25 protein-coding genes are annotated in these 26,995 nt (G+C 57.4%); 15 read left to right on the top strand and 10 right to left on the bottom strand.

Annotation, left to right across the window (positions count from 1 at the left end; translation table 11 throughout):
- Nucleotides 1-6: 6 nt before the first annotated feature.
- Nucleotides 7-1,116: an ATP-binding protein gene (locus NHF56_RS04740; RefSeq protein WP_252802037.1), complete on the bottom strand. Its 1,110-nt coding sequence runs from the start codon at nt 1,114-1,116 to the stop codon at nt 7-9.
- 270 nt (nt 1,117-1,386) lie between these two features.
- Between NHF56_RS04740 and NHF56_RS04735 the strand changes: the two genes are divergently transcribed.
- The 5 genes from NHF56_RS04735 (at nt 1,387) to NHF56_RS04715 (ending at nt 5,831) form a co-directional block, all read left to right on the top strand.
- Nucleotides 1,387-1,737, top strand: a complete 351-nt coding sequence (locus NHF56_RS04735; protein ID WP_252802035.1) for an ArsC family reductase — start codon at nt 1,387-1,389, stop codon at nt 1,735-1,737.
- Between the two features lie 2 nt (nt 1,738-1,739).
- Nucleotides 1,740-2,213 carry a Cys-tRNA(Pro) deacylase gene (gene ybaK, locus NHF56_RS04730; protein ID WP_252802033.1) on the top strand — a complete coding sequence of 158 codons (474 nt, stop codon included), beginning with the start codon at nt 1,740-1,742 and terminating at the stop codon, nt 2,211-2,213.
- A gap of 15 nt (nt 2,214-2,228) precedes the next feature.
- Nucleotides 2,229-3,467, top strand: coding sequence for an aminopeptidase (locus NHF56_RS04725; protein ID WP_252802030.1), 1,239 nt, complete (start codon nt 2,229-2,231; stop codon nt 3,465-3,467).
- 181 nt (nt 3,468-3,648) lie between these two features.
- The gene (locus NHF56_RS04720) at nt 3,649-5,025 is read left to right on the top strand and encodes an MATE family efflux transporter (protein WP_252802028.1); all 1,377 of its coding nucleotides are present in this window, start codon (nt 3,649-3,651) and stop codon (nt 5,023-5,025) included.
- Nucleotides 5,022-5,831: an endonuclease/exonuclease/phosphatase family protein gene (locus NHF56_RS04715; protein ID WP_252802026.1), complete on the top strand. Its 810-nt coding sequence runs from the start codon at nt 5,022-5,024 to the stop codon at nt 5,829-5,831. Before NHF56_RS04720 ends, NHF56_RS04715 begins: the two co-directional genes overlap by 4 nt.
- Nucleotides 5,832-5,841: 10 nt before the next feature.
- On the opposite strand, the gene carA is transcribed toward NHF56_RS04715, so the two are convergent.
- Nucleotides 5,842-7,047, bottom strand: a complete 1,206-nt coding sequence (gene carA / locus NHF56_RS04710) for a glutamine-hydrolyzing carbamoyl-phosphate synthase small subunit (protein ID WP_252802024.1) — start codon at nt 7,045-7,047, stop codon at nt 5,842-5,844.
- 324 nt (nt 7,048-7,371) lie between these two features.
- Between carA and NHF56_RS04705 the strand changes: the two genes are divergently transcribed.
- The gene (locus tag NHF56_RS04705) at nt 7,372-7,821 is read left to right on the top strand and encodes a GatB/YqeY domain-containing protein (protein WP_252802022.1); all 450 of its coding nucleotides are present in this window, start codon (nt 7,372-7,374) and stop codon (nt 7,819-7,821) included.
- Between the two features lie 13 nt (nt 7,822-7,834).
- Here NHF56_RS04705 and NHF56_RS04700 read toward each other — a convergent pair whose 3' ends face one another.
- Together NHF56_RS04700 and NHF56_RS04695 are read right to left on the bottom strand one after the other, a co-directional pair.
- A complete protein-coding gene (locus tag NHF56_RS04700) occupies nt 7,835-8,164 on the bottom strand; it encodes a BrnA antitoxin family protein (protein WP_252802020.1) in 330 nt (109 codons plus the stop codon).
- Nucleotides 8,118-8,420, bottom strand: coding sequence for a BrnT family toxin (locus NHF56_RS04695; RefSeq protein ID WP_252802018.1), 303 nt, complete (start codon nt 8,418-8,420; stop codon nt 8,118-8,120). Before NHF56_RS04695 ends, NHF56_RS04700 begins: the two co-directional genes overlap by 47 nt.
- Before the next feature lie 164 nt (nt 8,421-8,584).
- Here NHF56_RS04695 and dnaG point away from each other — a divergent pair, with 164 nt between their 5' ends.
- From dnaG to NHF56_RS04665, 6 genes are all read left to right on the top strand, one after another.
- Nucleotides 8,585-10,555, top strand: coding sequence for a DNA primase (dnaG, locus tag NHF56_RS04690; RefSeq protein ID WP_252802016.1), 1,971 nt, complete (start codon nt 8,585-8,587; stop codon nt 10,553-10,555).
- A 375-nt stretch (nt 10,556-10,930) separates the two neighbouring features.
- Nucleotides 10,931-12,970, top strand: coding sequence for an RNA polymerase sigma factor RpoD (rpoD, locus tag NHF56_RS04685; protein ID WP_252802013.1), 2,040 nt, complete (start codon nt 10,931-10,933; stop codon nt 12,968-12,970).
- 20 nt (nt 12,971-12,990) lie between these two features.
- On the top strand, nt 12,991-13,509 hold the full coding sequence (locus NHF56_RS04680; RefSeq protein ID WP_252802011.1) for a GNAT family N-acetyltransferase: 519 nt from the start codon (nt 12,991-12,993) through the stop codon (nt 13,507-13,509).
- A gap of 100 nt (nt 13,510-13,609) precedes the next feature.
- Nucleotides 13,610-14,590, top strand: coding sequence for a DUF930 domain-containing protein (locus NHF56_RS04675; RefSeq protein ID WP_252802009.1), 981 nt, complete (start codon nt 13,610-13,612; stop codon nt 14,588-14,590).
- A 66-nt stretch (nt 14,591-14,656) separates the two neighbouring features.
- On the top strand, nt 14,657-14,890 hold the full coding sequence (locus tag NHF56_RS04670) for a hypothetical protein (protein WP_252802007.1): 234 nt from the start codon (nt 14,657-14,659) through the stop codon (nt 14,888-14,890).
- Nucleotides 14,891-14,963: 73 nt separating this feature from the next.
- Complete coding sequence (locus NHF56_RS04665; protein WP_373456249.1) at nt 14,964-15,296, top strand: DUF6665 family protein; 333 nt, start codon at nt 14,964-14,966, stop codon at nt 15,294-15,296.
- Between the two features lie 2 nt (nt 15,297-15,298).
- On the opposite strand, the gene NHF56_RS04660 is transcribed toward NHF56_RS04665, so the two are convergent.
- From NHF56_RS04660 to NHF56_RS04650, 3 genes are all read right to left on the bottom strand, one after another.
- Complete coding sequence (locus NHF56_RS04660; protein WP_252802005.1) at nt 15,299-16,216, bottom strand: neutral zinc metallopeptidase; 918 nt, start codon at nt 16,214-16,216, stop codon at nt 15,299-15,301.
- 77 nt (nt 16,217-16,293) lie between these two features.
- A complete protein-coding gene (locus NHF56_RS04655; protein ID WP_252802003.1) occupies nt 16,294-16,938 on the bottom strand; it encodes a glutathione S-transferase in 645 nt (214 codons plus the stop codon).
- Between the two features lie 143 nt (nt 16,939-17,081).
- Nucleotides 17,082-17,579 (bottom strand): DUF2306 domain-containing protein, encoded by a 498-nt coding sequence (locus tag NHF56_RS04650; RefSeq protein ID WP_252802001.1) that lies wholly within the window; start codon nt 17,577-17,579, stop codon nt 17,082-17,084.
- An 88-nt stretch (nt 17,580-17,667) separates the two neighbouring features.
- On the opposite strand from NHF56_RS04650, the gene NHF56_RS20920 reads away from it, so the two are divergent.
- Nucleotides 17,668-18,453: a LytTR family transcriptional regulator DNA-binding domain-containing protein gene (locus tag NHF56_RS20920; protein WP_252801998.1), complete on the top strand. Its 786-nt coding sequence runs from the start codon at nt 17,668-17,670 to the stop codon at nt 18,451-18,453.
- Between the two features lie 103 nt (nt 18,454-18,556).
- Here the strand turns inward: NHF56_RS20920 and NHF56_RS04640 are convergent, their stop codons facing one another.
- Nucleotides 18,557-19,057, bottom strand: coding sequence for a MarR family winged helix-turn-helix transcriptional regulator (locus NHF56_RS04640; protein WP_252801995.1), 501 nt, complete (start codon nt 19,055-19,057; stop codon nt 18,557-18,559).
- A gap of 52 nt (nt 19,058-19,109) precedes the next feature.
- On the opposite strand from NHF56_RS04640, the gene NHF56_RS04635 reads away from it, so the two are divergent.
- The gene (locus NHF56_RS04635; protein WP_252801992.1) at nt 19,110-20,696 is read left to right on the top strand and encodes an MDR family MFS transporter; all 1,587 of its coding nucleotides are present in this window, start codon (nt 19,110-19,112) and stop codon (nt 20,694-20,696) included.
- A gap of 3 nt (nt 20,697-20,699) precedes the next feature.
- Here NHF56_RS04635 and NHF56_RS04630 read toward each other — a convergent pair whose 3' ends face one another.
- Entirely contained in the window at nt 20,700-21,410 is a 711-nt protein-coding gene (locus NHF56_RS04630; protein WP_252801990.1) for a DUF1868 domain-containing protein, read from the bottom strand.
- 340 nt (nt 21,411-21,750) lie between these two features.
- Between NHF56_RS04630 and carB the strand changes: the two genes are divergently transcribed.
- On the top strand, nt 21,751-25,233 hold the full coding sequence (gene carB, locus NHF56_RS04625; protein WP_252804838.1) for a carbamoyl-phosphate synthase large subunit: 3,483 nt from the start codon (nt 21,751-21,753) through the stop codon (nt 25,231-25,233).
- A gap of 50 nt (nt 25,234-25,283) precedes the next feature.
- On the opposite strand, the gene NHF56_RS04620 is transcribed toward carB, so the two are convergent.
- Complete coding sequence (locus NHF56_RS04620; RefSeq protein ID WP_252801988.1) at nt 25,284-26,726, bottom strand: MFS transporter; 1,443 nt, start codon at nt 26,724-26,726, stop codon at nt 25,284-25,286.
- Nucleotides 26,727-26,995: the final 269 nt, after the last annotated feature.

Raw genomic sequence — 26,995 nt, 5'->3', positions numbered from 1 at the left:
CGCCGCCTAATGCCCATTGCCGAGCGTGAAGAAAAACGTCGAGCCTTCGCCCGGTTTGGATTCGCACCAGATTTCGCCTCGGTGGCGTTCGACGATTTTGCGGCAGGTGGCGAGGCCGAGGCCGGTGCCTTCGGTCTCGCTGGCAGTGGCAAGCCGGCGGAAGGGGTTGAAGATGATTTCCTGGTGTTCTTCCGCAATCCCGATCCCGTTGTCGCGGACGAAATAGCATTTGCGCCCTGCCCGCTCTTCGACGCCGATCGCAATTTGCAGGCGCCGGGCGGAACGGAATTTCAGCGCGTTTTCGATGAGGTTCTGCATGAGAAGACGCAACTGGGGAATATGGCCGCGAACGTCCGGCAGCGGGGCGCATCGAATTTCCGCATTGGCTTCGGTCAGTGCCTCTCTGAGCAGAAAGGCGACATCATCGATGATCGTCGCGAAGGGCCGCAATTCGTGGACGACGTCTTCGAGCGTCTGCCGATTGTAATCCTGGAGCGCGTCGACCAGCTCGTTCATCATGCCGACAGATTTGCGGATCGAATGGCAATGGTCGACCGCCTCGTCAGTCCATCCCTTTTGAATGCCCTCGATGGCCTTTTCAACATTGATGCCGATATTGCGCAGCGGCGTGCGCACATCCTGCGCCAGAATGAAGGCGAAGGATTCCAGGGCCTGGCGGTGTTCGCGCATTTCGCGGTCAAGATCGTGGCGCTCCAGCGTCTGCTGAAACAGTGTGACGACGGTATATTCGTTGATCGCCTTTTTCGGGATATAATTGACCGCCCCGCGCCGCATCGCCTCAGCCGCCAGAAGCTCATCGCCCTGGCCAGTGGAAATAATCACGCTCATGTCCGGCGCACGCTTGCGCAATTTGGCAAGACCGGACAGACCATCGTGGCCGGGAAGATGATAATCGACAAGCGCGCACTCAAAGATATCTGTTTCGCAGGCCGAGACCGCTTCGTCGATGCTCATAGCCTCGCTGATTTGGCAGTCCAACCCGGCTTTCTTGATCATACGCCTGATCTGCATGCGGTCGCCCTCATCGTCATCGACCACCAGAAGAGAGAACGGGCGGACATGAAAAGAGTTCATAGCCATGCTCGCAAAGTTCATCTCCCCCCTCCAGAAAGTAAAATGCGGAAATCAGGCTTTTACTGCATTCGGCAGTTTCGGGTTGAATTATTTTGAAATACGACCGATTCGCCAATCCTTAAATGTAGGGACGAGATATACTTCGAAAAATACATTCTGTTCATGAGAAAAGCCATGTAGAAAACGATATATCGGACCGGCTCTCATGCTTGCGACGGTGCTTTATTTTTCGGGCCTGCATGCTAAAAACAACGCCTGATTTTAGACCAATGACCATTTGGAGTTTGCGTTTTGAGCGTGACAATTTACGGCATCAAGAATTGCGACACGATGAAAAAGGCGTTCACCTGGCTCAACGACCAGGGCGTTGCCTATGATTTCCACGACTACAAGAAATCGGGCATTGATGAGCAATCGCTGAAAACCTGGTGTGCTGCAATTGGCTGGGAAAAGGTGCTCAACAAGGCTGGAACGACGTTCAAGAAGCTACCGGACGAGGACAAGACCGACCTCGACGAAGCCAAGGCCATTCAGCTGATGGCAGCCAATCCCTCCATGATCAAGCGCCCGATCACCGACAAGGATGGCGCGCTGATGGCGGGCTTCAAGCCGGAACTCTACGCTGATTTTTTCAAGGCATAACAATGGCAAAGGCAACGCGCGCGACGCAGTTTCTCGCCAAGGAAGGCGTCGATTTCACCGTTCACACTTATGAATATGACCCTGATGCTGACAGTATCGGGCTTGCCGCAGCTGCCGCGCTCGGCGAGCCGCCCTCACGGGTCCTGAAAAGCCTGATGGCCGAACTGGATGGCAAGCCGGTCTGCGTTGTTCTTCCCTCCGACAAGGAGGTCTCGATGAAAAAGCTTGCCGCAGCACTTGGCGGAAAATCGGCCAATATGATGAAACCGGCGCAGGCGGAAAAGCTCACCGGCTATTTTGTCGGCGGCATATCACCTTTCGGCCAAAAAAAGACGGTTCCGACCGTGCTCGAAGAGGCTGCACTGAGCGAACCCTATGTCTATATGAATGGCGGGCAGCGCGGCCTGCAGGTGCGCATGACGCCACAAGCGGCGTTGAAAGCGTTGGGCGGCAAGGCCGCCAGCATAACAAACTGACAGATTGGACATGACATGACGAATTCCGTGATCGATCCGGTAAAGCTTGAAAAGCTCGCCGAAGTGGCCGTGAAAATCGGCCTGCAGCTGCAGAAGGATCAGGACCTTGTGATCACGGCACCCTTTGCGGCAGCCCCGCTCGTGCGGCTGATCACCAAACACGCCTATCTGGCTGGCGGCGGCATTGTCACGCCCTTTTATACCGATGAGGAAACGACGCTCGCCCGCTATCGCTATGCCAGCGACGGCAATTTCGACAAGGCGGCATCCTGGCTTTATGAGGGCATGGCCAAGGCTTATGAAGCGGGTGCTGCAAGGCTCGCCGTTTCCGGCGACAATCCCATGCTCCTGTCCAACGAAGACCCGGCAAAGGTCGCCCGTGCCAACCGTGCGCTTTCCACCGCCTATAAGCCCGCACTGGAGAAGATCGCCAATTTCGATATCAACTGGAACATCGTTTCTTATCCGAATGCCTCCTGGGCGCGCCAGATGTTTCCTGATCTGAGCGAAGACGAGGCCGTGAAAAAGCTGGCGGATGCCATTTTTGCCGCCTCCCGCGTTGATCTGGACGACCCGGTGGCCGCGTGGACAACGCATAATGCAGAACTGGCCAAGCGTTCGAAATGGTTGAACGACATGCGCTTTTCCGCCCTGCATTTTACCGGTCCCGGCACCGATCTGAAAGTCGGTCTGGCAGATGGCCACGAATGGCATGGCGGGGCGTCGGTGGCGAAAAACGGTGTGACCTGCAATCCGAATATTCCGACCGAGGAAGTGTTCACCACCCCGCATGCCTGGAAGGTTGAAGGCACCGTCTCCTCCACCAAGCCGCTCTCGCATCAGGGCACGCTGATCGACAATATCCAGATGCGCTTTGAAGGCGGCAAGATTGTCGATGCGAAAGCCTCGAAGGGTGAGGCCGTGCTTTTGAAAGTGCTCGACACCGATGAAGGCGCACGCCGTATCGGCGAAGTGGCGCTGGTGCCGCATTCCTCACCGATTTCGGCCAGCGGACTGTTGTTCTACAACACGCTTTTTGACGAGAATGCCGCTTGCCACATCGCGCTCGGCCAGTGCTATTCGAAGTGCTTCATCAATGGCGCCAATCTGACACCGGAACAGATCAAGCAACAGGGCGGCAACGCCTCGCTGATCCATATCGACTGGATGATCGGTTCAAACGCGATCGATATTGATGGCATTGCCCCCGATGGCTCCAAGGTGCCGGTTTTCCGCAAGGGCGAGTGGGCCTGAGGATCAGGCCTATCACGCATCTTTTGCAAGGCGGTTGGCATACCACCAGCGGCCGCATTGCTTTGCGTGATCAGTGGTTCAGAAATATTGATGTAAGCCTTGCCAGTTTGCGCGTGTCGTAAACTCTGATTTCGGATAAGAGGGACCGCTCGCCCTTAGACGGAAAGAGAGACGGCACAAGATGGACACCGCAGCGCAGATCAAGATGGCAAGCAGCACAAGCTGGCGCTCGCACTTTGTGGGTACGCTGACGCTTGGCCTGCCGCTGGTTGGCGCGCAGCTTGCGCAATACCTGATCCACACCACCGACGTGCTGATTGTCGGCCAGCTGGGCACTGTCGAACTGGCGGCCATAGTGCTGTCAGCGCAATATTTCTTTACCCTGTTCATCTTCGGCTCGGGCTTTTCGGCAGCCTCTATTCCGCTTGCCGCTCAGGCCGAAGGTCGCGGCGACAAGACCACCGTACGGCGCGCCATCCGCATGGGTATGTGGGTTTCGCTTCTTTATGCCGTGCTGGTCATGCCGCTGTTCATCTATTCCGAACCGATCCTGCTCTTCCTCGGTCAGAAGCCCGACGTGGCGAGCCTCGCCACCGAATATCTCCATATTATCGGTATCGGCATGTTCCCGGCGCTGATGGTCATGTGCCTCAGATCATTCCTGAGTGCGCTGGAACGCGCCCGCGAGATCCTTTTGACCACCATTGCGATGCTGATCTTCAATGCCATTTTTGCCTATATATTCGTGCTCGGCCGTTTCGGCGCGCCAAGCCTGGGTTTGGCCGGTGCCGCCATGGTCGCGATTGCCGCTCAGTGTTTTGCACTCATCATCATGGTGATCTACACCAATCGGAAACTCAGCGCCTATGAGCTGTTCGTGCGCTTCTGGCGCCCCGATTGGGAAGCTTTCTTCGATGTGATCCGCCTTGGCCTGCCGATATCGATTTCGATACTGGCGGAGGTGAGCCTTTTCACGGTCGCCTCGCTGATGATGGGCTGGATCGGAACGAACGAACTGGCAGCCCACGGCATTGCCCTTCAATATGCCTCCATGGCCTTCATGATCCCGCTTGGTCTTTCGCAGGCCGCAACCGTGCGCGTCGGCATTGCTGCCGGTCGGGGCGAATATGAGGCTGTCCGGCGCGCCGCGATTGCAGCCCTCGTTCTGGCCGCCGCAGTCGCCCTTCTGGGTGCGATGCTTTATCTTTTCCAGCACAACAATCTGGCATCGCTTTATGTCGACAATACCGACCCGGACGCTGCCGCAGTCATTGCCATAGCCGGACCTTTCATCGTCATTGCCGGTATTTTTCAGCTCTTCGATGGACTGCAGGCGATCGGCGCCGGTCTGGCGCGCGGCCTGAAGGATTCCACAGTCCCCATGATCCTCGCCCTCATCAGCTATTGGGCCATCGGCTTTCCCGCAGCCTATATCCTCGCCTTCCCGCTCGAGGTTGGCGGCAATGGCATCTGGTTCGGTTTTCTCGGCGGTCTCTTCGCTGCCGCTATTTTGATGAACCTTCGGTTTTTCGCACAGCTCAAAAAGGCCAGCAGATGAAAATCCTGACGCTCAATTGCTGGGGTGGCAGGGAGCATCGTGCGCTCATCGATTATTTGAGAGATACGCAGGCCGACATTCTGTGCCTACAGGAAGTCATTCACACGCCCAATGCCGAAAAGGATTGGCTGACCTATGTCGACGGCGCAACCGAACTTCCCCAACGTGCACGGCTCTTTGAAGAGATATGTGCCGCCCTGCCCAACCACAACGGCACGTTTTGCCCGGCAGCACAAGGCGACCTGTGGGACGGAACACAACGCCACGCATCGCAATGGGGTCTCGCGACCTTTGTCCGCAAGGATATTCCGGTAATCGCGCAAGCTCAGGCCTTTGTGCATGGCGAATATTCAGCCCACGGCTATGGCGATCATCCCCGCGCGCGCAATGCTCATGCCATTCGTGTCTATGACTATGACTGCGACATGCCGGCCACCATTGTTCACCTGCATGGTTTGCGCAATCCGCAAGGCAAACATGACACCCCCGAACGCCGGCAACAGGCCAAGCGGCTCATCGCCCTCACGCGATCCATAAGCCAGGATGATCGGAACGTTGTGGTCTGCGGCGATTTCAATGTCCTGCCGGAGAGCATCACATTTGCGGAACTGCAGTCAATTGGGCTGACCGAACTGGTGACGGCGCGTAACCTGCCCGGCACCAGGACATCCCTCTACCCAAAGCCGGGGAAATTCGCCGACTACATGTTCGTCAGCAAAGCGCTTGAAGCGGCACCCTTCGAAATCGTGCGGCAGCCTGAAGTATCCGACCACTGCCCACTCGTGTTGGAACTCAAAAGAAAGTAGGTTGCGCCAATCAACGCTCAGCCAGTGCCGGCTCGCCCTTGTGTTCGCGCACCAGATTGAGGAAGCGGCGGAAGAGATAGTGGCTGTCCTGCGGACCCGGCGAGGCTTCCGGGTGATGCTGCACGGAAAAGACCGGCTTGCCGTCCAGGCGCAGGCCGCAATTGGTCCCATCAAAGAGAGAAACATGAGTTTCTTCAACACCCTTGGGCAGGCTTTTTGAATCAACGGCAAAGCCGTGGTTCATCGAAACGATCTCCACCTTGCCGGTCGTGTAATCCTTCACCGGGTGGTTCGCGCCGTGGTGGCCCTGATGCATTTTCATCGTGGTGCCGCCGAGCGCCAGCGCCAGCATCTGGTGTCCCAGGCAAATGCCGAAAACCGGGATGCCGGATTCAACCAGTTGCTTGATGACGGGAACGGCATATTCGCCAGTGGCTGCCGGATCGCCGGGGCCGTTGGAAAGGAAGATGCCATCAGGCTTGTGCGCCAGAACATCTTCCGCAGTTGAGGTTGCAGGCATCACTGTCACGCGGCAATCAAGGCCGGCGAAGAGACGCAGGATGTTGCGCTTCACGCCGTAATCGAGTGCGACAATGTGATATTTCGCATCCGCCTCGCCCAGCGTCGACGTTCCCTTGTCCCATGCCCATGGTGTTTCGGTCCAGCGAACCGACTGGCCCGTGGTGGCCTTGATGGCGAGATCGAGACCTTCGAGCCCGCTCCACGCCTTGGCATCGGCCTTGAGCTTTTCGATATCGAAATTGCCAGACGGATCATGCGCAATCACGGCGTTGGGCGCACCGTTTTCGCGGATCCAGGCGGTTAGCGCACGCGTATCAATGCCGGCAAGACCGATCATGCCCCGCGCCTTCAGCCAGGCGTCTAGATGCCTGGTGGCACGGTAGTTGGATGGCTCGGTGATATCGGCCTTGAAGATGACGCCGACTGCGCCATTGCGCGCTGCCGGCGTCAGGTCCTCGATGTCTTCTTCGTTGGTGCCGACATTGCCGATATGCGGAAAGGTGAAGGTCACGATCTGGCCGAGATAGGACGGGTCGGTGAGGATTTCCTCGTAACCCGTCAGTGCCGTATTGAAGCAGACTTCAGCCTGCACCTGGCCTTCGGCGCCGATCCCCTTGCCTTCAATGACGGTGCCATCGGCAAGAACCAGCAATGCTGTCGGCTTTTCTTCTGTCCAGGGAGCGGTAACAGTCATGGGGAGACCTCTTCATTCTGTTCGCGGCAAAAACCGCGCCGCAGTTTTCCCGCGCGCGGACATCCCGTGTTTCTTTTATCTGTGCTAGGCCCGGGAAAATAGACAGGCGAACCCGCCCCGTCAATCGCCAACTGTGGAAAGTTTTGAATTAAAAAATCAGCAATTTCAATGAATTGATCATTATGATTGATCCACCCCCCACAATAGGTCTAAGAATTGGTTACAAAATGTGGCCTTGAACGGTGCGATGCAGCAAACTATGTGTTGCCGTCAAAAGCGAATTTCGGGCTTAACGACGCCCGTGTGAAACAGGGATTTTCTAAAATGCGCGACAAGCTCGCCAATGCCATGAAAGAGGCAATGAAGGCGAAGGATAACCGACGCCTTTCGACGATTCGGCTGATCATGGCGGCTATCAAGGATCGTGACATCGCAACCCGTGCGCCCGGACAGGAGCGCGTGAGCGATGAAGAAATTCTGCTGATCCTCGCCAAGATGATCAAGCAGCGCGAAGAATCATCCAAGACCTATGAAGAAGCAGGCCGCACCGACCTCGCCCAGCAGGAGCGCGAGGAAATGGCAGTGATCCGCGAATTCATGCCGGCCCAGATGAGCGAAGAAAAGATGAAGGAAGCCTGTGGCAAGGTCGTCTCCGAAACCGGCTCCGCCGGTCTTCGCGACATGGGCAAATGCATGAACGCGCTGAAAGAGCGCTACCCCGGCCAGATGGACTTCGCCAAAGCCTCAGGCATCGTGAAGGAAATTTTGAAATAATATTGGAGGCAGCTCAGCGACCTGAGCTGCCGCTTTCTTTCATATAGTGCCGCAAAACCGCATTGATGCGCGTCTGATAGCCTTTCCCGCCTGCCTTGAAGAAGGCGATCACATCGGCGTCAAGCCTGATTGAGATAGACCGCTTCCCCATAGGGACGACGATATCGGCTTTTGACCAGTCTACGGCATTCATATCCGCCCAATCTGGGTCGCTTTGTATAGCCCGCTCAATGCTGTCGTCGTCCATCGAATCGACGACAGACCAATCTGTCTTGTCTTCACCACGGGCGCGCTTTTCACGAATCTCGTCGAGTGAAAACCTGGCTGTAACTTTCCCGCTCATGTTTTCGTGCCGCTCTGGCTGATATGATCCTGCAGGTATCCGCACGCATTGTGTAAATGACAACAATGATGCGGGCGCTTTCCGAACAGATCGCCAGAATACGAACTTCTCCGTTTCTGTCGGTACGGCTTTCCAAATGAGGCTGCATCAGGGCAACTGCAGCAGTCAGAAAGTCGATTCCGTGTTTCTCTATATTACTTAGACGTTTACCCTCGTCCCATTCGAACGAGGAAAACTCTTTCTTCACAACGCGCATAGGATGTCGTCCAGTTGATCTCCGTGAGCACATCCTGCGCTTTTCATGATTGTATATACACTTGTAACAACAGTCCAGCCCCTGTGAATTGCTGTGGGAAAGTCATCATCGTTGGCGCTTAGGCCTCGAAGTGTTTATATGACCCCCACAGAGGTTTTTGAAACATGCGGTTTTCCAACCATTTTCTCGACGAGATACGTGATCGCGTGCCGATTTCGGCCGTGATCGGACGTCGTGTGTCCTGGGACCGCAAGAAAACCAATGCGCCGAAGGGCGATTATTGGGCCTGCTGCCCCTTCCACGGCGAAAAGACACCGAGCTTTCACTGCGAGGACCGCAAGGGCCGCTACCATTGTTTCGGTTGTGGGGTATCGGGGGATCATTTCCGCTTTCTCACAGATCTCGACGGCATGAGTTTTCCCGAAGCGGTGGAGCAGATCGCCAATCTGGCGGGCGTGCCCATGCCCAAGCCCGATCCGGCAGAAGCCAAGCGCGAGGAACTGCGCACCACGCTTCTGGATGTGATGGAGCTTGCAACGCTGTTTTTCCAGGAGCAGCTGCAATCGGCGGCCGGTGCAAAGGCGCGCGCCTATCTGCGCGACCGCGGCCTTTCAGGCCGCACGATCGAAACATTCCGGCTGGGCTACGCGCCTGAAAGCCGCAATGCGCTGAAGGAATATCTGGCCGGCAAGGGTATCCCGAAAGATCAGATCGAAGCCTGCGGGCTGGTGGTGCACGGGCCCGATATCCCGGTCTCCTACGACCGTTTCCGCGACCGCATCATGTTTCCCATTCTCTCCTCGCGCGAACGGGTAATCGCCTTTGGCGGCCGCGCCATGGCGCCCGATGCGATGGCGAAATATCTCAACTCGAACGATACGGAACTCTTTCACAAGGGCAACGTGCTTTATAACTTTGCCCGCGCACGCCGCGCCTTGGGCGGTGCAGATGGAGCCTCCACAGTCATTGCCGTGGAAGGCTATATGGACGTGATTGCGCTGCACCAGGCGGGCATTGAAAATGCCGTTGCGCCGCTCGGCACCGCGCTGACCGAAAACCAGCTTGAACTCTTGTGGAAAATGACCCCGGTGCCGACGCTCTGCTTCGACGGCGATGGTGCGGGCTTGCGTGCGGCCAACCGGGCCGCCGATCTCGCCCTGCCCCACATCCGCCCCGGCCGTTCTGTGGCCTTTGCGCTGCTCCCCGATGGCAAGGACCCGGACGACCTTGTGCGTGAAGATGGGCGTGCGCCTTTCGACAAGGTTTTGCTCGAGGCAAAGCCGCTCGCCGAGATGATATGGCAGCGCGAATCAGCCACTGGCGGTTTTGAAACGCCTGAAAAGCGCGCAGAACTGGAGGCAAAGCTGCGCCAGACGGTCTCCGTCATCCAGGATGAGAGCGTGCGCCGACATTATCAACAGGTTATGCGCGAGAAGCTGAATGCCTTTTTCGCCCCAGCTCGTCAGAGCAATTGGAATGGCCAGCAACGCGGCGGCGGCAAGGGTCGATACCAGCAAAATAACCAGCGGCATGCCGGTGGCGGCAGAGACCTCTCAGGCAACCTCGCGCGCTCGGCTCTGGTGCGCGGTACCGAAGAACTGCCGGCGCTGCGCGAAGCCGTGATGGTGATGACTGTGATCAACCACCCGCAGCTTCTGACGGAAGAATATGACAGTGTCTCCGCAGTGAAGTTCGAAAACCGCGACCTGCAGAAGCTCTGGCCGCTTCTCCTGTCGCAGATGTCCGCCGTGCCGCCTGCCGAACTTTCGCGTGAATCACTGACAGAACGGTTGGAAAGTCAAGGCTTTGGCAATGTTCTGACGCTGCTGAACCAACAGGTGCGCAACGCCCGCCTCTGGACGGCAACGCCGCAGGCCGCCTTTGAAGATGCGCGTGAAGCCTTCACCCAGGCGCTGGCACTCGACAAGCGCGCACGAGCACTCAAGCGACAGATTGCCGAACTGGAACGCGAGATTGCAACCGCTGTCGAAGAGGGCGATGAAGAAAGTTTCGGACCGCTGATGAGCACGCTGCGCGAAGTCAAACTCGAGGTATCCAGACTGGAAAACCAGGAGGCCATTATCGATGGCTTCGGCGTCATGTCAGGGCGTGTAAAGGGCGCTGTCCCCGGCTGACCTCTTGTTAAACTGCAAGTCGCTTCCTAAATAAACAGTCCCTAGGAATATATGCTGCCAGAATTGGGCCTTTTTCATCAATTTTTTGGTGGAAATGCTTGACTGGAAGGCATTTTAAGGGAATCACCTGCTTTGGCTAGGATGTTGATATTGGATCAATCAAAAAGAGAAGACCGCCTTACGTTTTCCGGACTTTCAAAGAAGACCGGATTCGTGGAAGGGTCTTTTACGGTTAATCAGGGATTAAAGGTCTTCCTGTAGCTCAATTCGGATGACGCCCTCCTCGCACTGATTCGCGTGCGATGCGCAGGGAGAATGAGAACAATATTGAGCCGCCCAAGACGAGGCACAACTGTCAGGGAAAGCGACGGATAAATGGTAGCAAAAGCCAAGGAAAACGAAGAAGCCGAATCTGAACGCGACAACGCGAGCGATGGGCCGCTTCTCGACCTTTCTGATGACGCTGTCAAGAAGATGATCAAGCTCGCCAAGAAGCGCGGCTATGTGACGATGGACGAACTGAACGCCGTTCTCCCTTCAGAAGAAGTGACGTCTGAGCAGATCGAAGACACGATGGCCATGCTTTCTGACATGGGCATCAATGTTGTGGAAGACGACGAGGTCGACGAAACCAACAACGATACCTCAAACGACGACGACGACAATGAAGGCGGCGCGCTGACCTCTACCGGCAGCACGGCACTGGCAACAGCCAAGAAGAAAGAGCCGACCGACCGTACCGACGACCCGGTGCGCATGTATCTGCGCGAAATGGGCTCGGTGGAACTGCTCTCTCGCGAAGGCGAAATCGCCATTGCCAAGCGCATCGAGGCCGGTCGCGAAACGATGATTCAGGGCCTCTGTGAGAGCCCGCTGACCTTCCAGGCACTGATTATCTGGCGCGACGAACTGAATGAAGGTTCCACGCTGCTGCGCGAAATCATCGACCTTGAGACCACCTATTCCGGTCCCGAGGCCAAGGCTGCACCGCAGTTCCAGAGCCCGGAAAAGATCGAAGCCGACCGCAAGGCGGCTGAAGAAAAGGAAAAGGCGCGCAAGGTGCGCTCTTCCGACGACGACATCACCAATGTCGGCGGCGAAGATGCGCCGGTGGAAGAAGAAGAGGAAGACGAGGACGAGTCCAACCTGTCGCTGGCAGCCATGGAAGCTGAGCTTCGCCCGCAGGTGATGGAAACGCTCGACCTGATCGCCGAGACCTACAAGAAGCTGCGCAAGCTGCAGGACCAGCAGGTGGAAGCCCGCCTTGCTGCGACCGGCTCGCTGTCGACCTCGCAGGAGCGCCGCTACAAGGAACTGAAGGACGAGCTGATCACGGCTGTGAAGTCGCTCTCGCTCAATCAGAACCGTATCGACGCGCTGGTGGAACAGCTCTACGACATCAACAAGCGCCTCGTGCAGAACGAAGGCAAGCTCTTGCGTCTGGCTGAATCCTATGGCGTCAAGCGCGACGACTTCCTGCAGCATTACCATGGTGCTGAACTTGATCCCAACTGGATGAAGTCGATTGCCAATCTCGGCACCAAGGGCTGGAAGGAATTTGCCGCCCAGGAAAATGCCGGCATCAAGAAGCTGCGCAACGAAATTCAGGATCTGGCGACCGAAACCGGTATCGCCATCACCGAATTCCGCCGCATCGTTCATATGGTGCAGAAGGGTGAACGCGAAGCCCGCATCGCCAAGAAGGAAATGGTGGAAGCCAACCTTCGTCTGGTGATTTCGATTGCGAAGAAGTACACGAACCGCGGCCTGCAGTTCCTTGATTTGATTCAGGAAGGCAATATTGGCCTGATGAAGGCGGTGGACAAGTTCGAGTATCGCCGCGGCTACAAGTTCTCCACCTATGCAACATGGTGGATCCGGCAGGCAATCACCCGTTCGATTGCCGACCAGGCCCGCACGATCCGTATTCCGGTTCACATGATCGAAACGATCAACAAGATCGTTCGTACTAGCCGCCAGATGCTGCATGAAATCGGCCGCGAGCCGACGCCGGAAGAGCTGGCCGAAAAGCTTGCCATGCCACTCGAAAAAGTGCGCAAGGTGCTGAAAATCGCCAAGGAGCCGATCTCGCTCGAAACGCCCGTGGGTGACGAAGAAGATTCACACCTCGGCGACTTCATCGAGGACAAGAACGCGCTTCTGCCGATCGACGCTGCCATTCAGGCAAACCTGCGTGAGACGACGACCCGCGTTCTGGCCTCGCTCACCCCGCGTGAAGAGCGCGTGCTGCGCATGCGCTTCGGCATCGGCATGAACACCGACCACACGCTGGAAGAAGTTGGCCAGCAGTTCTCGGTGACCCGCGAACGTATCCGTCAGATCGAAGCCAAGGCGCTGCGCAAGCTCAAGCATCCGAGCCGTTCGCGCAAGCTGCGTTCGTTCCTCGACAGCTGATCGCGTCGGGAAGATATCCAATGGCCTCCTTTGTCATTCGCAACGAAAAACCGGGTGACGAGGAGGCCATTTTCATTTTGACACAGACGGCATTTGAAACCATGCCCTACAGCGACGGTTCGGAAGGCTTTATTGTCAACCGCCTGCGCGCGGATGGTGATCTTGCCTATTCCCTCGTTGCAATCGCTGGCCAGGACGCTGGTGAGGCCATCATCGGCCACGTCGCATTCTCTCCTGTAACGGTCGGTTCGAGCGAAGGTTGGTTCGGCCTCGGCCCGATTTCCGTTGCCCCGAACATGCAGCGCAAGGGGGTTGGTAAAGCGCTCATTGCCCAAGGGCTGGACAGGCTGAGGGCCGCAGGCGGCAAAGGCTGCGTGCTGGTTGGCGATCCGGGCTACTATGCGCGCCACGGCTTTGTCAGCAACGGCAAACTCACTTATGCGGATATCGATCAAGCCTTCATCCAATATATAGCCTTTACCGACGACGAACCGGAAGGCGAAATCCACTATGCCGCAGCTTTTGGTGAGGCTGGATAACGGCGATTTGAACCGGTAGTCCCGCCTTCAGTGCATCATTTCGCCGTATCACCTGATAAACATCTCGATAAGGCGACGATTGCCGCCTAAAGAGAATCGCATGAAGAAGCTGGGCGCAAAACTGCGCGACGAATTTTCGGTGGGTTTGATTGCGTCCGTGCTCGTGCATGTGGCGATTTTTGCTGCACTGCTGATCAACTGGAATTTCGAAACGCACCAGCCAGAACAGGAAGAGGCTGTTTCGGTGGAAATTGTGCAGCCGCCCGAAGAACAGGCAAAGGACGAGCAGGCAGAGCCGGAGCCGCCGCCCGCACCGGAGCCTGAGGAAGAGCAGCCAGCGGAAGAAGAGCCAGCGCCTGAACCGCCCCCACCTCCGCCGCCATCCCCACCCGCAGAAAATCAGACAGAGGAAGCTGCCCAACAAACCATCGAACCGCTGAAGCCGGTGTTCGAGTTTGGTGAAGAGGCAAGCGGACCGGAAGTCTCGCAAAACGGCAATGCATCCGAGGGCGAGGTCAAGGACGCGCCGGATGAAGAGCCGCCCGCCGATGTGACCGAAGAAGAAGCTCCGCCCGAACCGACGGCCCCTCTTCCATCACCGCCCGAATTGACGGCGGATGCCGGTAACACGGCCATTGCGGAAATCATTGAAGACACCAAAACCGAGAAAGAGAAACAGCCCGAAACGGTGGACGAAAAACCGGAAGAGCAAAAGGATGATCTGAAAAAGGTCGCCACCATCTATTCCGAAACGGGCGGTGGCAACAAGGAGGCCGTGACCGCCATGGCAAACCTGCCGCGCGGCATTCGCGGCGGCCAGCTTTGCGCAACCGAACTGCGCGAGCAACTGCGCCACGCGGCAACGCCCTACAATCCGGAAATATTGCCCACCTATCGCTTTCCCGAAGGCAACGTTCTGCAGGTCAACAGGGGTGCGTTCCGCAATGCGGAAGGCTGGTACAACATCCGCTTTCGCTGCGAGATCAACAAGGACGGCACCAAAATCACCAGCTTTGCCTATGAGATCGGCGATCCAATCCCGCGCGCCGAATGGGCAAAACGCGGCCTGCCGTCAAACTGAGTTGCCTCACCGCCTTCATGCCTATATATATAATTATTAATATATAAATGAAGCTGACGGGCCACCATGCAATATCTCTGCAATGCCATCGCGGGCATTCCCCTGCACTATCTCATCCTCATCTGCCTGACGCTGGGGCTCGCCCCCTTCGTGCCGGAGCCGCATCTGTGGGAGAAGTTGAAGATGCTGGCAAACGGCACGCTGACCCGCCCCATCGACATTTTCGACCTTCTGCTGCACGGCACGCCGTGGGTCGTGCTTGGCCTGAGACTGACGCTCTGCCGCACGGCCGGCGTCTGATCCTCCCCGGTTTGCATCACCGGGCAATTGCGATATCGTTGCGGGATGACAAGCTGAGGAGTGCGTGAACCTCATGTCCGTTCGCATGCCGAGAGACCTGACCCGCCTGTCGCGCAGCGGCGCGACGGTGAACAACCTTTCGGTCATTGAGACAGAAGCGCTGGCCGAAAGCGCATCCTCACTCGGCTATCACGGCACCAAGGTCGAAAAAGCCCTCGCCGCCCTGAAAGAGGCGACCACCGACAAACGCTCCGCCGCCCTCAACCACGCCGCCGACGCCGTCTGGTCCTATTTCGTCCAACGCGAACTCTGCGGCCTGCGCGACCACCGGCTGATTATCCGCGAGATGGGTATACCGGGCGAAGTGCTGGTGCGGCTGGGGGCTGTGACCTCCAAGAACGCCTGACCTCAAATATTCCCACTAAACGTATCGCATTCCCCCGGTTTGCCACTGTCAAACCCGCGCTTGAACCATTTCATGCGCTGGGCAGACGTGCCGTGGGTGAAGCTGTCGGGGACGACGTAGCCTTGGGCGGATTTCTGCAACTCGTCGTCGCCGATCTGGTGGGCGGCGTTCATGGCTTCTTCGAGGTCGCCGGATTCCAGAAGGCCTTCCTGGCGGGTATAGTGACCCCACACGCCGGCGTAACAATCGGCCTGCAATTCGACGCGCACGGACATGGCGTTGGCATCTGCCTGGCTCATCGACTGGCGGGCGCGGTTGAACTTCGGAAGCACGCCGGTCAGGTTCTGCACATGGTGGCCGACTTCATGGGCGACGACATAGGCAAAGGCGAAATCGCCGCCAGCGCCCAGCTTGTTCTGCATTTCATCGAAGAAATCGGTGTCGAGATAGACCTTGCGGTCGGTGGGGCAATAGAAGGGGCCAGTGGCAGCACTCGCCTGGCCACAGGCTGACGGATAGCCGCCGGAAAAGAGGACGAGCTTCGGCTCTTGATAGGTTTCACCGCTGGCCTTGAAGATGCCGCCCCAGACATCTTCCGTCTCGGCCAGCACGGTGGCAACGAAGGCCTTGCGCTCCTCATCATTGGCCGAGGGGGTGTAATTGGAACTGCTCTGCGAGACCGTGGAGCCCTGCTGACCGCCCGTGAGCATGCCAAGCACATCCACGCCCATGAACTGCAGGACAAGGCCGACGACGATGAAGACCAGGATGGTTTTGAAAGAAAAACCGCCGCGGCCTATCGGAATGCGCCGTCCGGAGGGAAAACCCATGCCGGAACGCCCGAACGGGTTTGATCCGCCGCTGGAGCGCCCGCGCACATCTTCAACGTTGCTCGACTGGCGACGGCCTTTCCATTCCATGGCTTTTCTCCCGCAGGCATTTCATCATCTTGAAATAGCACAACGCAAGAAGAAGTTAAGCGCAAGAATGTTCCCCCTCACGCCTTTTCCTTCGCCCTTTTATAAGCCGGACGCGCCGCGATTGCATCGAGATAGGCCTGTATGGCGCGGCTTTCGCGCGCCTGCGGAAACCGCACTCCAATATTCTCAAGCGGAAAGCTCATCATGATGTCGGCGGCGGTGAAGTCCTTGCCGGCAAACCAGCCATCGCGCGAAAGCTCGCTTTCCCAGAATGCGATATGGTCGCGAAGCTGCGGATCGATCAGACTATCCGTGGCACCTTTGCTGATGAGCTTTGCGATGGGCTTGATCAGGAAGGGAACCCGATCCGGTATCTTCATGAAAATCAATTTCATCACCAGAAGCGGCATGGCGCTGCCTTCTGTATAGTGCATGAAATAGGTGTAACGCAGCTTCTCATCACTGCCCGCCGGCGGCACCAGCCGTCCATTGCCATATTTCTCCAAAATGTATTCGAAGATTGCACCGCTTTCGGCGATCACCTTGCCATCATCCTCAATGACCGGCGATTTGCCGAGCGGGTGCACCGCCTTCAGTTCCTTCGGTGCCAGATAGGCAGCGGTGCGCTTATAGTGTTTGATTTCGTAGGGTAGTTCGAGTTCCTCGAGAAGCCAGATCAGACGTTCGGCACGGGATAGATTGAGTAGATGGACGGTAATCAAAAGAAATCTCCGCTTTGCGTTCTCGTCGGCAATGTATGAACCACCATTGCGCTGTTTAAAACATATATTCTTCAATACGCAGCAAGTCCTGCACCGGATGAACAGTCTCTTGTTTTGTTTTCGCCGCCAGACAATGCTTGTCTCTAGCGCGCACGCCATGCCGCCTGTCCGCCGAAGATGAAGAGTGCGACAATCAGCACTGCAGGCGCAAGGGCTGCAGCACTTGGAACAGTGCTGAAATCATATCCGCCCAGAAACACCGCATTCATCAGTCGGCCCGGCAGAAAGGTAAACAGCCCGGCACCGACGATGCCACCGAGATACATGCTCGTGACCACGCCGCGATGGGCCTTGATATTGCCTTTGCGCGCAGAATAAACGGCTTTGACGGAAGCGAGGAGCACAAAGACAGACAAAATATGGATCGGGCTGAAATCGCCCCAGACGCGGATCGTGTGAATGAAGAACGAGGACAATGCGCCGACAACCATCAGGGCGATCCAGATTTTGCCAAGCAGCCTGTGAAGCGGCGTGCCCTTGCGATGGGTGAAGATATAAGCACCGAGAAATGCAGCCGGAACGACAGTGAAGACATGCAGTTGAATGGCAAGCGGCGCCGAAAGAAGGGGATCAAATGACATTTTGGTTTCTCGCTGTTGAACTTGGAAACCTGATCGGCCATTGAAATTTGATAGGCAATTTGGGTTGCGTGGATGGGGGATCAAGTTCGTGAGCGGTGACAAATTGCAATTGGCGCTTCGTGAATTGCATGAATTCGCGACATCCATTCCCTTCTGGCTGACCTTTGCAGCCATCGTTCTGCTCTTCACGATAACCGGCCCCTACGGCACCAACGAAACGATGCCCGTCATACCGCGCTTCGCTTTCTGGCTCAGCATCCACGCCGGCACATGGCTCATGGGTGTCACCGGCTGCATTGCCGGCCTCGTCTGGCTGGAAGGCATCATCGCCAACAGCATAGCCCGCGTCTTCGTTGGCGCCTTGGCCGCAACGCCTTTCGTCGGGCTGGTCGTTGTGCTGGTCAATTGGGGCTGGGGAAATTCCGAACCCAGCTGGGCGAAATTCGGCGAAGAAACCCTGTCGGCCCTGCCCCTGACAATCGTGCTTGCCGGCATCTGTTTTCTGGTTATGCGAAAAACATTGGAACCAGTGCCTGCCGCCGCGGATATGCCCGCCCCGATCATCCGTTCCAGTCTCTTAAACAGGCTGAAAACTGAGAACCGCGGAAATATCCTCACTCTCACGGCAGAAGACCATTATACAGCCGTGACAACCTCTCGCGGGCACGAACTGGTTCTCATCCGCTTTTCCGATGCACTTTCAGAACTTGATGGCGAAGACGGTTTGCAGGTTCATCGCTCCCATTGGGTCGCGATAGAGCATGTGGAAAAACTCGTCCGTGAGAACGGAAAATTGATTCTCCTTCTCAAGGATGGTCGCCAAGTCCCCGTAAGCCGTAGTTTTTCCGCAACCGTGCGCGAACGCCTGAGCTGAGGCGAAACTGGCGCACAAACAGCGCCCGCCCACGCGCCATAGACTTTGAAATCAATGCCTTGAGGCAAAATACTGAATCAGTCTGTTCGCTTGCCTGACCCGATCAGAAACCGCGCGATCTTGCGACATCCTCCAGTCCGGACACAAAGCGGGAAAACAGTGCAGCAAAAGCGGCCTTGTCTGCATCGCTCCAATCAGCGGTGACGTCATTGATCGCCTCCTGCTTGGCTTGCTCGGCTTTTTCGAAGTAAATCTTTGCCTCATCGGTGAGTTCGACGACAGCCCGTCTGGCATCCTGCTGGGACACGGCGCGGCGCAGCATTCCCTTTTCTACCAACTCTGCAACTACCCGGCTGCTGCGCGATGGGTCAATGCGCAGAACATCGGCAATCGCACCAACCGTCACCTCCCCGTCCCGCGCAATCCAGTTGACGGTTTTGATGACATCGGCATGCGAAAGATCCAGCCGGCCATCGAGCTTTTCCAGCGCAATGCGGCTGATGATGCGCCGCCCTACCAGAATGCGCCAGCGGGTCATGGCATCCGAGATCGCCTCTACGTCCCGCCCGCCGATCGTTTCAGCCGTCAATTCTTCAACTGTCATTTCCTCGCCGCCCATTATGTGCAAAAATCAAATACATGCCATTGACATTTATATGCTAAAGACACATAAATTCAAGAACAGATCGTTTCTTATTCTCAATTATTGGTTTTCCATGGACAAGCCCGTTGAATCGCCGGCCGCCGGCCACGCATTTTCACAGCATGAATCCCTGATCCCCGACTCCCGCCGCCGGCATCTGGCCTTTGCTTGCCTGCTGATCGGCGTTTTCATGTCAACGCTCGACGTGCAGGTGATTGCCACAGCCCTGCCGACCATCGTTGCCGAGTTCGGACATATCGAACGTTATGGCTGGGTGGGCTCGGCCTATCTTCTCGGTTCCTGCGCCGTTATGCCGATCTATGGCAAACTCGGTGATCTGTTTGGCCGCAAATATGTGATCATGGCGGCCATTTCGCTCTTTCTCTTCGGTTCGCTGACCTGCGGCCTGGCTGTTTCCATGGACACGCTCATTCTCGCCCGTGTTCTTCAGGCTCTCGGCGGCGGCGGCATCATGGTCACGATCTTCTCCATCAATGCCGACCTCTTCGCACCGCATGAGCGCGCAAAATATCAAAGCTATTCAAGCCTCATGCTGATGGCGTCGGGCTTTGTCGGGCCGGTGCTCGGCGGCACCCTGAGCGAACTCTTCGGATGGCGCTCGATCTTTCTCATCAATCTCCCAGTGGGCATTGTGGTGCTGACTGGGATTGCGCTTCTGCTGCCCTATAAGAAGCCCGACCGTAAACCGAAAATCGACTATCTGGGAGCGCTGCTTCTGGCCTGCGCGATCACCAGCATCGTGCTGTGGGCCGATGGCGCCGAGGTTCTCGGTGGGCTTTTGTCGCCGGCAGGCCTGCTGGTCATTGCTTCGGCGCTCGTCTTCGGCATCTTGTGGGTGATGGTGGAAAAGCGGGTGGAAGAGCCCGTCGTCCCGCTCAACCTGTTTTCAAATGCCACGATCTCGAAATTGCTCGTCGTCTCGGCCACCAGTGGAGCGCTCGGCATCGGTCTGGTGAACTATCTGGCCTTCACCATGCAGACGACATTGGGCATGAGTCCGATGATGGCTGGCCTCTTGTTCATTCCCTGCACAGCGGGAATTGCCGTCGGCGCGCTCTCCGCCGGCCGGATCATCTTCAACACGGGACGATACAAGATCTTCTCGGTCATTTCGATGATTTCCAATCTCCTGACCGTCCTCCTGATTTCCCAGATCGGCCCGGAAACACCCATTTGGCTGGTTGCGCTGATCATTTCAGCCAATGGTATCGGTATCGGGATCGGACAGCAGGTGCCGGTTGTCGGCATTCAAAATGCAGCCCCCTTCCGTGATGTCGGCGTTGCCACCGGCACCGCAACGCTGACCCGCATGGGCGGTGCATCCATTGCCATATCGGTCTATGGTGCCCTCATTGCCTTCGGGCTTTCAGGTCTTTCCGGAACCATTCCGGGCGTCGACAACCTCGCGACACTGACCGCAGAAGCCAAGGCCGCCCTTCCCGCCCACACGCAGGACATGATTGCCGCCGCCTATCACAGCGCCACCCAGCCGCTCTACTTTGCCGCAGCAGGCCTGGCCTTGATCGGACTGATCGCAGCATTGAGCCTGAAAGACATTCAAATGCCGGTTCGCAAGTGAGAATCAGTCGAGGACCAGACGTTCCTCGAAATGTTTCATATCTTCGAATGCACAAAATGCCGGCGGCATGAGCTCGATAACGGGGCTGCGTTCGCGCAGTTCCTCCACGATCTCGTCAAGACCACGCCTCCACGCCAAAAGCGCCTCATCGGAGAATTTTTCCATCAGATAGGCGAAGGTGATGTGGAAACTATAGCGATCATGATCGGGATGACGATAGCCGAAGACGTCTGCCAGCCGGTCGCGCCAGGCTTGCATTGCTGCACGATCGGCCTCGCCCAGCCCCTCGACACCGAGCCCGTTGGGCGTGGCGTTGACAACGCCAATCTTGAAGGGCTCGCAAGGCTGAAAACCCTTCAAACGCTCAAGATAGAAAGCGGTCATGTCATCAATCGGTGTTTCGAGCGGCAAATCCTCCGGCCAGTACGGAAGCCGCCGACGATACTCGATAATGCCCTGAAAGAGGGTCATGTGCAGGCTGGATTCCGGCGTGAAGAGCAGTTTCTCCGATTCCGGCAGCGCCATCATGCGCCTGCGTGCATCCAGAACCGCGGCCTCGCTGAGTGACCCTTTCACCAGATGGCAGACAACCGTGTTTCCCGGCTCGCGCAGAAACTGCCCCTGTTCATTATACCGCGTACCGAGATGCCGGATGGGTTCGGAACTGAGCGTTTCGGAAAATTCCTTGAGCGTGTCCGGCAGCGTGTTGAGCATCGCGATATACCCCTGTTCTCATTGGCCAAATAGGACCCGAAACCTAGCCGGCGAACCCAACGCCAATATGACAGCAAAAAGCGACACGTGTGACTGAGGCGGCAAGCCGTTTCCACAGCCCGACAGAGCATTAAGATTTCCCCAGCGTTCACGCATTTTCGGGGTTGGTTTCTGTATTTCTTTTCCCTATAAGGCCCTCCTAGCCTAGATAAAGACACGCCCGCATCCGGCCCGGTTCCACCGCTGCCGGTTTTTCATGCGAGCACCGCATGAATGCCGAAAAGCGCAATGGTGGTTTTCGGTGAAGATCATGCGGCAAAACAACAAAACGGAGTTGCCCGTGCCGAAACGCCAGGATTTGAAATCAATTCTCATCATCGGTGCGGGGCCGATTGTCATCGGTCAGGCCTGCGAGTTCGACTACTCCGGCACACAGGCCGTCAAGGCGCTGAAGGAAGAAGGCTTCCGCGTCATCCTGGTCAACTCCAACCCCGCTACCATCATGACCGATCCCGGTCTGGCGGACGCGACCTATGTCGAGCCGATCACGCCCGAAGTGGTCGCCAAGATCATCGCCAAGGAACGTCCCGACGCGCTGCTGCCCACCATGGGTGGCCAGACGGCACTGAACACGGCGCTGTCCTTGAAGCGCATGGGCATTCTCGACCGCTACAATGTGGAAATGATCGGCGCCAAGCCGGAAGCCATCGACAAGGCCGAAGACCGCGCCCTCTTTCGCGAAGCCATGGCCAAGATCGGCCTTGAAACGCCGAAATCGATGTTGGCCAATGCCACAGAGATCAAGGATGCCGACCGCAAGAAACACGAGATAGCGCGCGATGAATTGCGGGCCAAGCTTTCCGGTGACGCCCTCGACAAGGCGCTCGATGAGCTTGAAAACCAGTGGAACCTCGGCGAAGGCGACCGCAAACAGCGCTACATGCGCCACGCCATGGCAATCGCTGCCCAGGCGCTCGACGAAATCGGCCTGCCGACCATCATCCGCCCCTCTTTCACGCTCGGCGGCACGGGCGGCGGCATTGCCTACAATGAAAGCGAATTCTTCGAAATCGTCTCGTCCGGTCTTGATGCCTCGCCAACCACGGAAGTACTGATCGAAGAAAGCGTGCTTGGCTGGAAAGAGTATGAAATGGAAGTGGTCCGCGACAAGGCGGACAACTGCATCATCATCTGCTCGATTGAGAACATCGACCCAATGGGCGTTCACACCGGCGATTCCATCACCGTTGCCCCGGCGCTTACGCTGACCGACAAGGAATATCAGATCATGCGGAACGCATCGCTTGCGGTGCTGCGTGAGATCGGTGTGGAAACCGGCGGCTCCAACGTTCAGTTCGCGGTCAACCCGGACAACGGCCGCCTCGTGGTGATCGAAATGAACCCGCGCGTATCGCGCTCGTCTGCGCTTGCCTCCAAGGCCACCGGCTTCCCGATTGCCAAGGTCGCGGCCAAGCTTGCTGTCGGCTACACGCTTGACGAACTGGACAACGACATCACCGGCGGCGCAACGCCAGCCTCGTTCGAACCCTCCATCGACTACGTGGTCACGAAAATTCCGCGCTTCGCCTTTGAAAAATTCCCCGGCGCAAGCCCGGTTCTGACGACTGCCATGAAATCGGTTGGCGAAGTGATGGCCATCGGCCGCACCTTTGCTGAATCCTTCCAGAAAGCGCTGCGCGGCCTCGAAACCGGCCTCACCGGCCTCGACGAAATCGAAATTCCGGGTCTCGGCGAAGGCGACGACCATAATGCGCTGCGCTCGGCCATCGGCACGCCGACGCCGAACCGTATCCGCCATGTGGCACAGGCGCTGCGCATGGGCATGACGGAAGAAGAAGTGCATCAGGGCTGTAAGATCGACCCGTGGTTTATCGCCCAGTTCAAGGCCATCATCGATACGGAAGCCCGCATTCGCGAGCATGGACTGCCGACGGATGCAACGAACCTGCGCAAGCTCAAGGCCATGGGCTTTTCCGACGCGCGCCTTGCCTCACTGACCGGCAAGACGGCCAAGGAAGTCGCTCAATTGCGCAATCAATTGAACGTGCGCCCGGTCTTCAAGCGCATCGACACCTGTGCGGCAGAATTCGCTTCGCCGACCGCTTACATGTACTCGACCTATGAAGTGCCGTTTGCCGGTGAGACGCGCTCCGAAGCGCAGATTTCTGACAAGAAGAAAGTCGTCATCCTCGGCGGCGGCCCGAACCGTATCGGCCAGGGGATCGAATTCGACTATTGCTGCTGCCACGCCGCCTTTGCGCTTGGCGACGCCGGTTATGAATCGATCATGATCAACTGCAACCCGGAAACGGTTTCCACCGACTACGACACATCCGACCGGCTCTATTTCGAGCCGCTGACGGCTGAAGATGTAATCGAAATCCTGAAAGCCGAACAGGAAAACGGCACGCTGCACGGCGTGATCGTGCAGTTCGGCGGCCAGACCCCGCTGAAGCTCGCAGAAGCGCTGGAAAAGAACGGCATCCCGATCCTCGGCACCGCGCCCGACATGATCGACCTTGCCGAAGACCGCGACCGCTTCCAAAAACTGCTGCAGAAGCTCGACCTCACCCAGCCGCGCAACGGCATTGCCTATTCGGTTGAGCAGGCCCGCCTTGTGGCGAGCGAAATCGGCTTCCCGCTGGTGGTTCGTCCCTCCTACGTTCTGGGTGGCCGCGCCATGCAGATCATCCATGCCGAAAGCCAGCTGCAGTCCTACCTTCTCGACACCGTTCCCGAACTGGTGCCGGAAGATATCAAGGCGCGCTATCCGAACGACAAGACCGGCCAGATCAACACCCTGCTCGGCAAGAACCCGCTCCTCTTCGACAGCTACCTGACAAATGCAATCGAGGTGGACGTGGATTGCCTGTGCGACGGCGACGACGTTTTCGTATCCGGGATCATGGAGCATATCGAGGAAGCCGGCATTCACTCCGGTGACTCAGCCTGCACCCTGCCCGTCCACACACTGTCTTCCGAGATGCTCGACGAGCTGGAGCGCCAGACCAAGGCTTTGGCAAAGGCGCTGAACGTGGGTGGCCTGATGAACGTACAATACGCCATCAAGGACGGCGTGATCTACGTTCTGGAAGTCAACCCGCGCGCCTCGCGCACCGTGCCTTTCGTCGCCAAGACCATCGGCGCGCCGATTGCCAAGATCGCAGCCCGCATCATGGCTGGCGAAAAGCTCGATCCGACCATTGCCGCTTATGGCAAGAAGCCGGACCCGCGCAGCCTGAAGCATATTGCCGTCAAGGAAGCCGTGTTCCCGTTTGCCCGTTTCCCCGGCGTCGATACGCTGCTCGGTCCGGAAATGCGCTCCACCGGCGAAGTGATCGGCCTCGATACCGATTACGCACTGGCCTTTGCAAAGTCGCAGCTTGGCGCTGGTGTCGACCTGCCCCGCGACGGAACGGTCTTCGTCTCCGTGCGCGACAGCGACAAGGAGCGCATTCTGCCCGCCATCCGCATTCTGGCTGACGCCGGCTTCGGTGTCATGGCAACCGGCGGCACGCAGCGCTTCCTCGCTGAACATGGCATACAGGCGACCAAGATCAACAAGGTTCTGGAAGGCCGCCCGCATATCGAGGACGCCATCAGAAACCGTCAGGTCCAGCTGGTGATCAACACGACGGACGGCAACAAGGCGATCTCCGACTCCAAGTCGCTCCGCCGTGCAGCGCTGATGCAGAAAGTGCCCTATTACACCACGATGGCGGGCTCGCTTGCTGCGGCTGAAGCCATTGCGGCGCTGAAGGGCGGCCAGCTCGAAGTAAAGCCGCTGCAGAGCTATTTTTAAGCGATAAAAAATGAGCGCGCCGTTCGATCAGCGGCGCGCCATCAGATCCATCAGCTTTCTGCCGGAGACGCCACGGCGGGAGCCTTGACCGCAGGTTCCCGACGCAAACGCTTGGTGAGCCGCAGATTGAAGAAAACGGCCAGACAGGCGACGGCGAGCGCAAACGCAAAAATCGTGACAATACCAGCCTGAACGGCATCCGGCAGAGCCCCCTCCCGGATGCCGGAGGCATTGGCGACGAAGCCGAAAAATGCGCCGCCGATTGCAAATCCGATCGACTGCAACAGCGGCAGAAGCGCTGCCATGCGATCACGATCATTGTCACTCGCCTTTTCCAGAAGAATCTGGCTGAGCGGGCCCCATGTCAGGCCGAATGCAAACCCGACAAAGACCTGCCCCAGCCCCGCGAGAACAACGCTGCCCGACGCAAATGCAACCAGCATCAGGCCGTAGCCAGCGGCAATGAGCGGACCGCCGAAAGCAGCGCAACGTTCGCGTGCCTGTGCATCGCGGTTTGAAACCCAGAAAGCAACGAGGCTCCAGCAGATGGCCAGCAGCGACCGCACCAGACTGGCGGCAAGTGTTTCCAGTCCGGCAATCTCGATCAGGGCGTAAATGAAATAGACGGAGCCAGCCGCCGCTGTCACCGGCATCAAGAAAGTCAGCCAGACGCCGTTTCCGATGATCGAGTTGGAGGAGAAAGCGCTATGGGGGAGAATGCGGGTCTGTCCGCGTTGATCGATCCAGAAAAACAGCCCGATAATGCCAGCCGAGGCCAGAAGGAAAATGAAGGCCGGCCCGATCTCGACCAGCGAGGCGGCAGACATCAACAGCACGGCACCGGCAAGAAACATCAATTGCAACCAGGGTGCACCCGCGCCGCCTTCGCCTCGCTTCTCCCCTTCGGGAACATAAAGCGAGAGCAGGAGCGCAAGCGCTGCCACGGGGATAGTGAGCGCAAACGGCGCGCGCCAGGACACATATTGCGTCAGCGCTCCCGCAAGTGCCGGCGCTATGAAGGCCGCTGCAGCCCAGACCAGCGATTCCAGGCCGAACACACGGGCAATCAGGCCACCGGTATAAACCTGTGGGATCAGCATATAGGCAAGCCCGATCGCTGCACCTTCAGCCACTCCCTGCAGCGCCCGCCCGGCAAGCAGGATTTGCGGATCATCTGCAAGATATCCCAAAAGAGATCCAGCCATCAGCACCAGATTGGCAAGCACCAGCGGCCAGCGCAGCCCGAAGCGACCGCGGATCGCCGATGCCGCAGCACCTGTGGTGACCGACGCCACCAGAAAGAGGATAAAGGACCACGGCAAGAGCCACGGACTTGCAAATTCATCGGCCGCAGCTGGCATCGCAGCAGAGACGAAGAACTCACTGAAGGCGAAAATCATCGTGGTGATGGACAAGAGAAACGTCGAAACGCGCCGCTCCGGCGTCACCAGGCCGGACCATGCGGCAACCTTTTTTTCGTCAGTCTGCAACACGAGAATCCTCCCCCAGCCCTTCCATTATCATGAGGCGGCCATAAATGCATTTTTAATTTTCCAAGTAAATGCTTTGAAAAATAAAAATGCGCTGTTCGCTCTACTGCTTCGCATCTCACACCTAACCACGATCGACGGCAAACACCATCATATCGTTCCTTCCGCGATATAGCCGGTAGTGCTCATGATCTCTGATTCAGTTTTCGCAAAGATCACGCTAAACTTTTGAAATAAAATGATTTTGTTGCCGTTTAGCAGGGATTTGGAAC

The sequence above is a fragment of the Rhizobium sp. L1K21 genome, assembly GCF_024055895.1.
Classification (GTDB): Bacteria; Pseudomonadota; Alphaproteobacteria; order Rhizobiales; family Rhizobiaceae; genus Ensifer_A.
The sequence above is the reverse complement of the archived record's forward strand: the minus strand, read 5'-3'. Positions and strand labels throughout refer to the sequence as shown.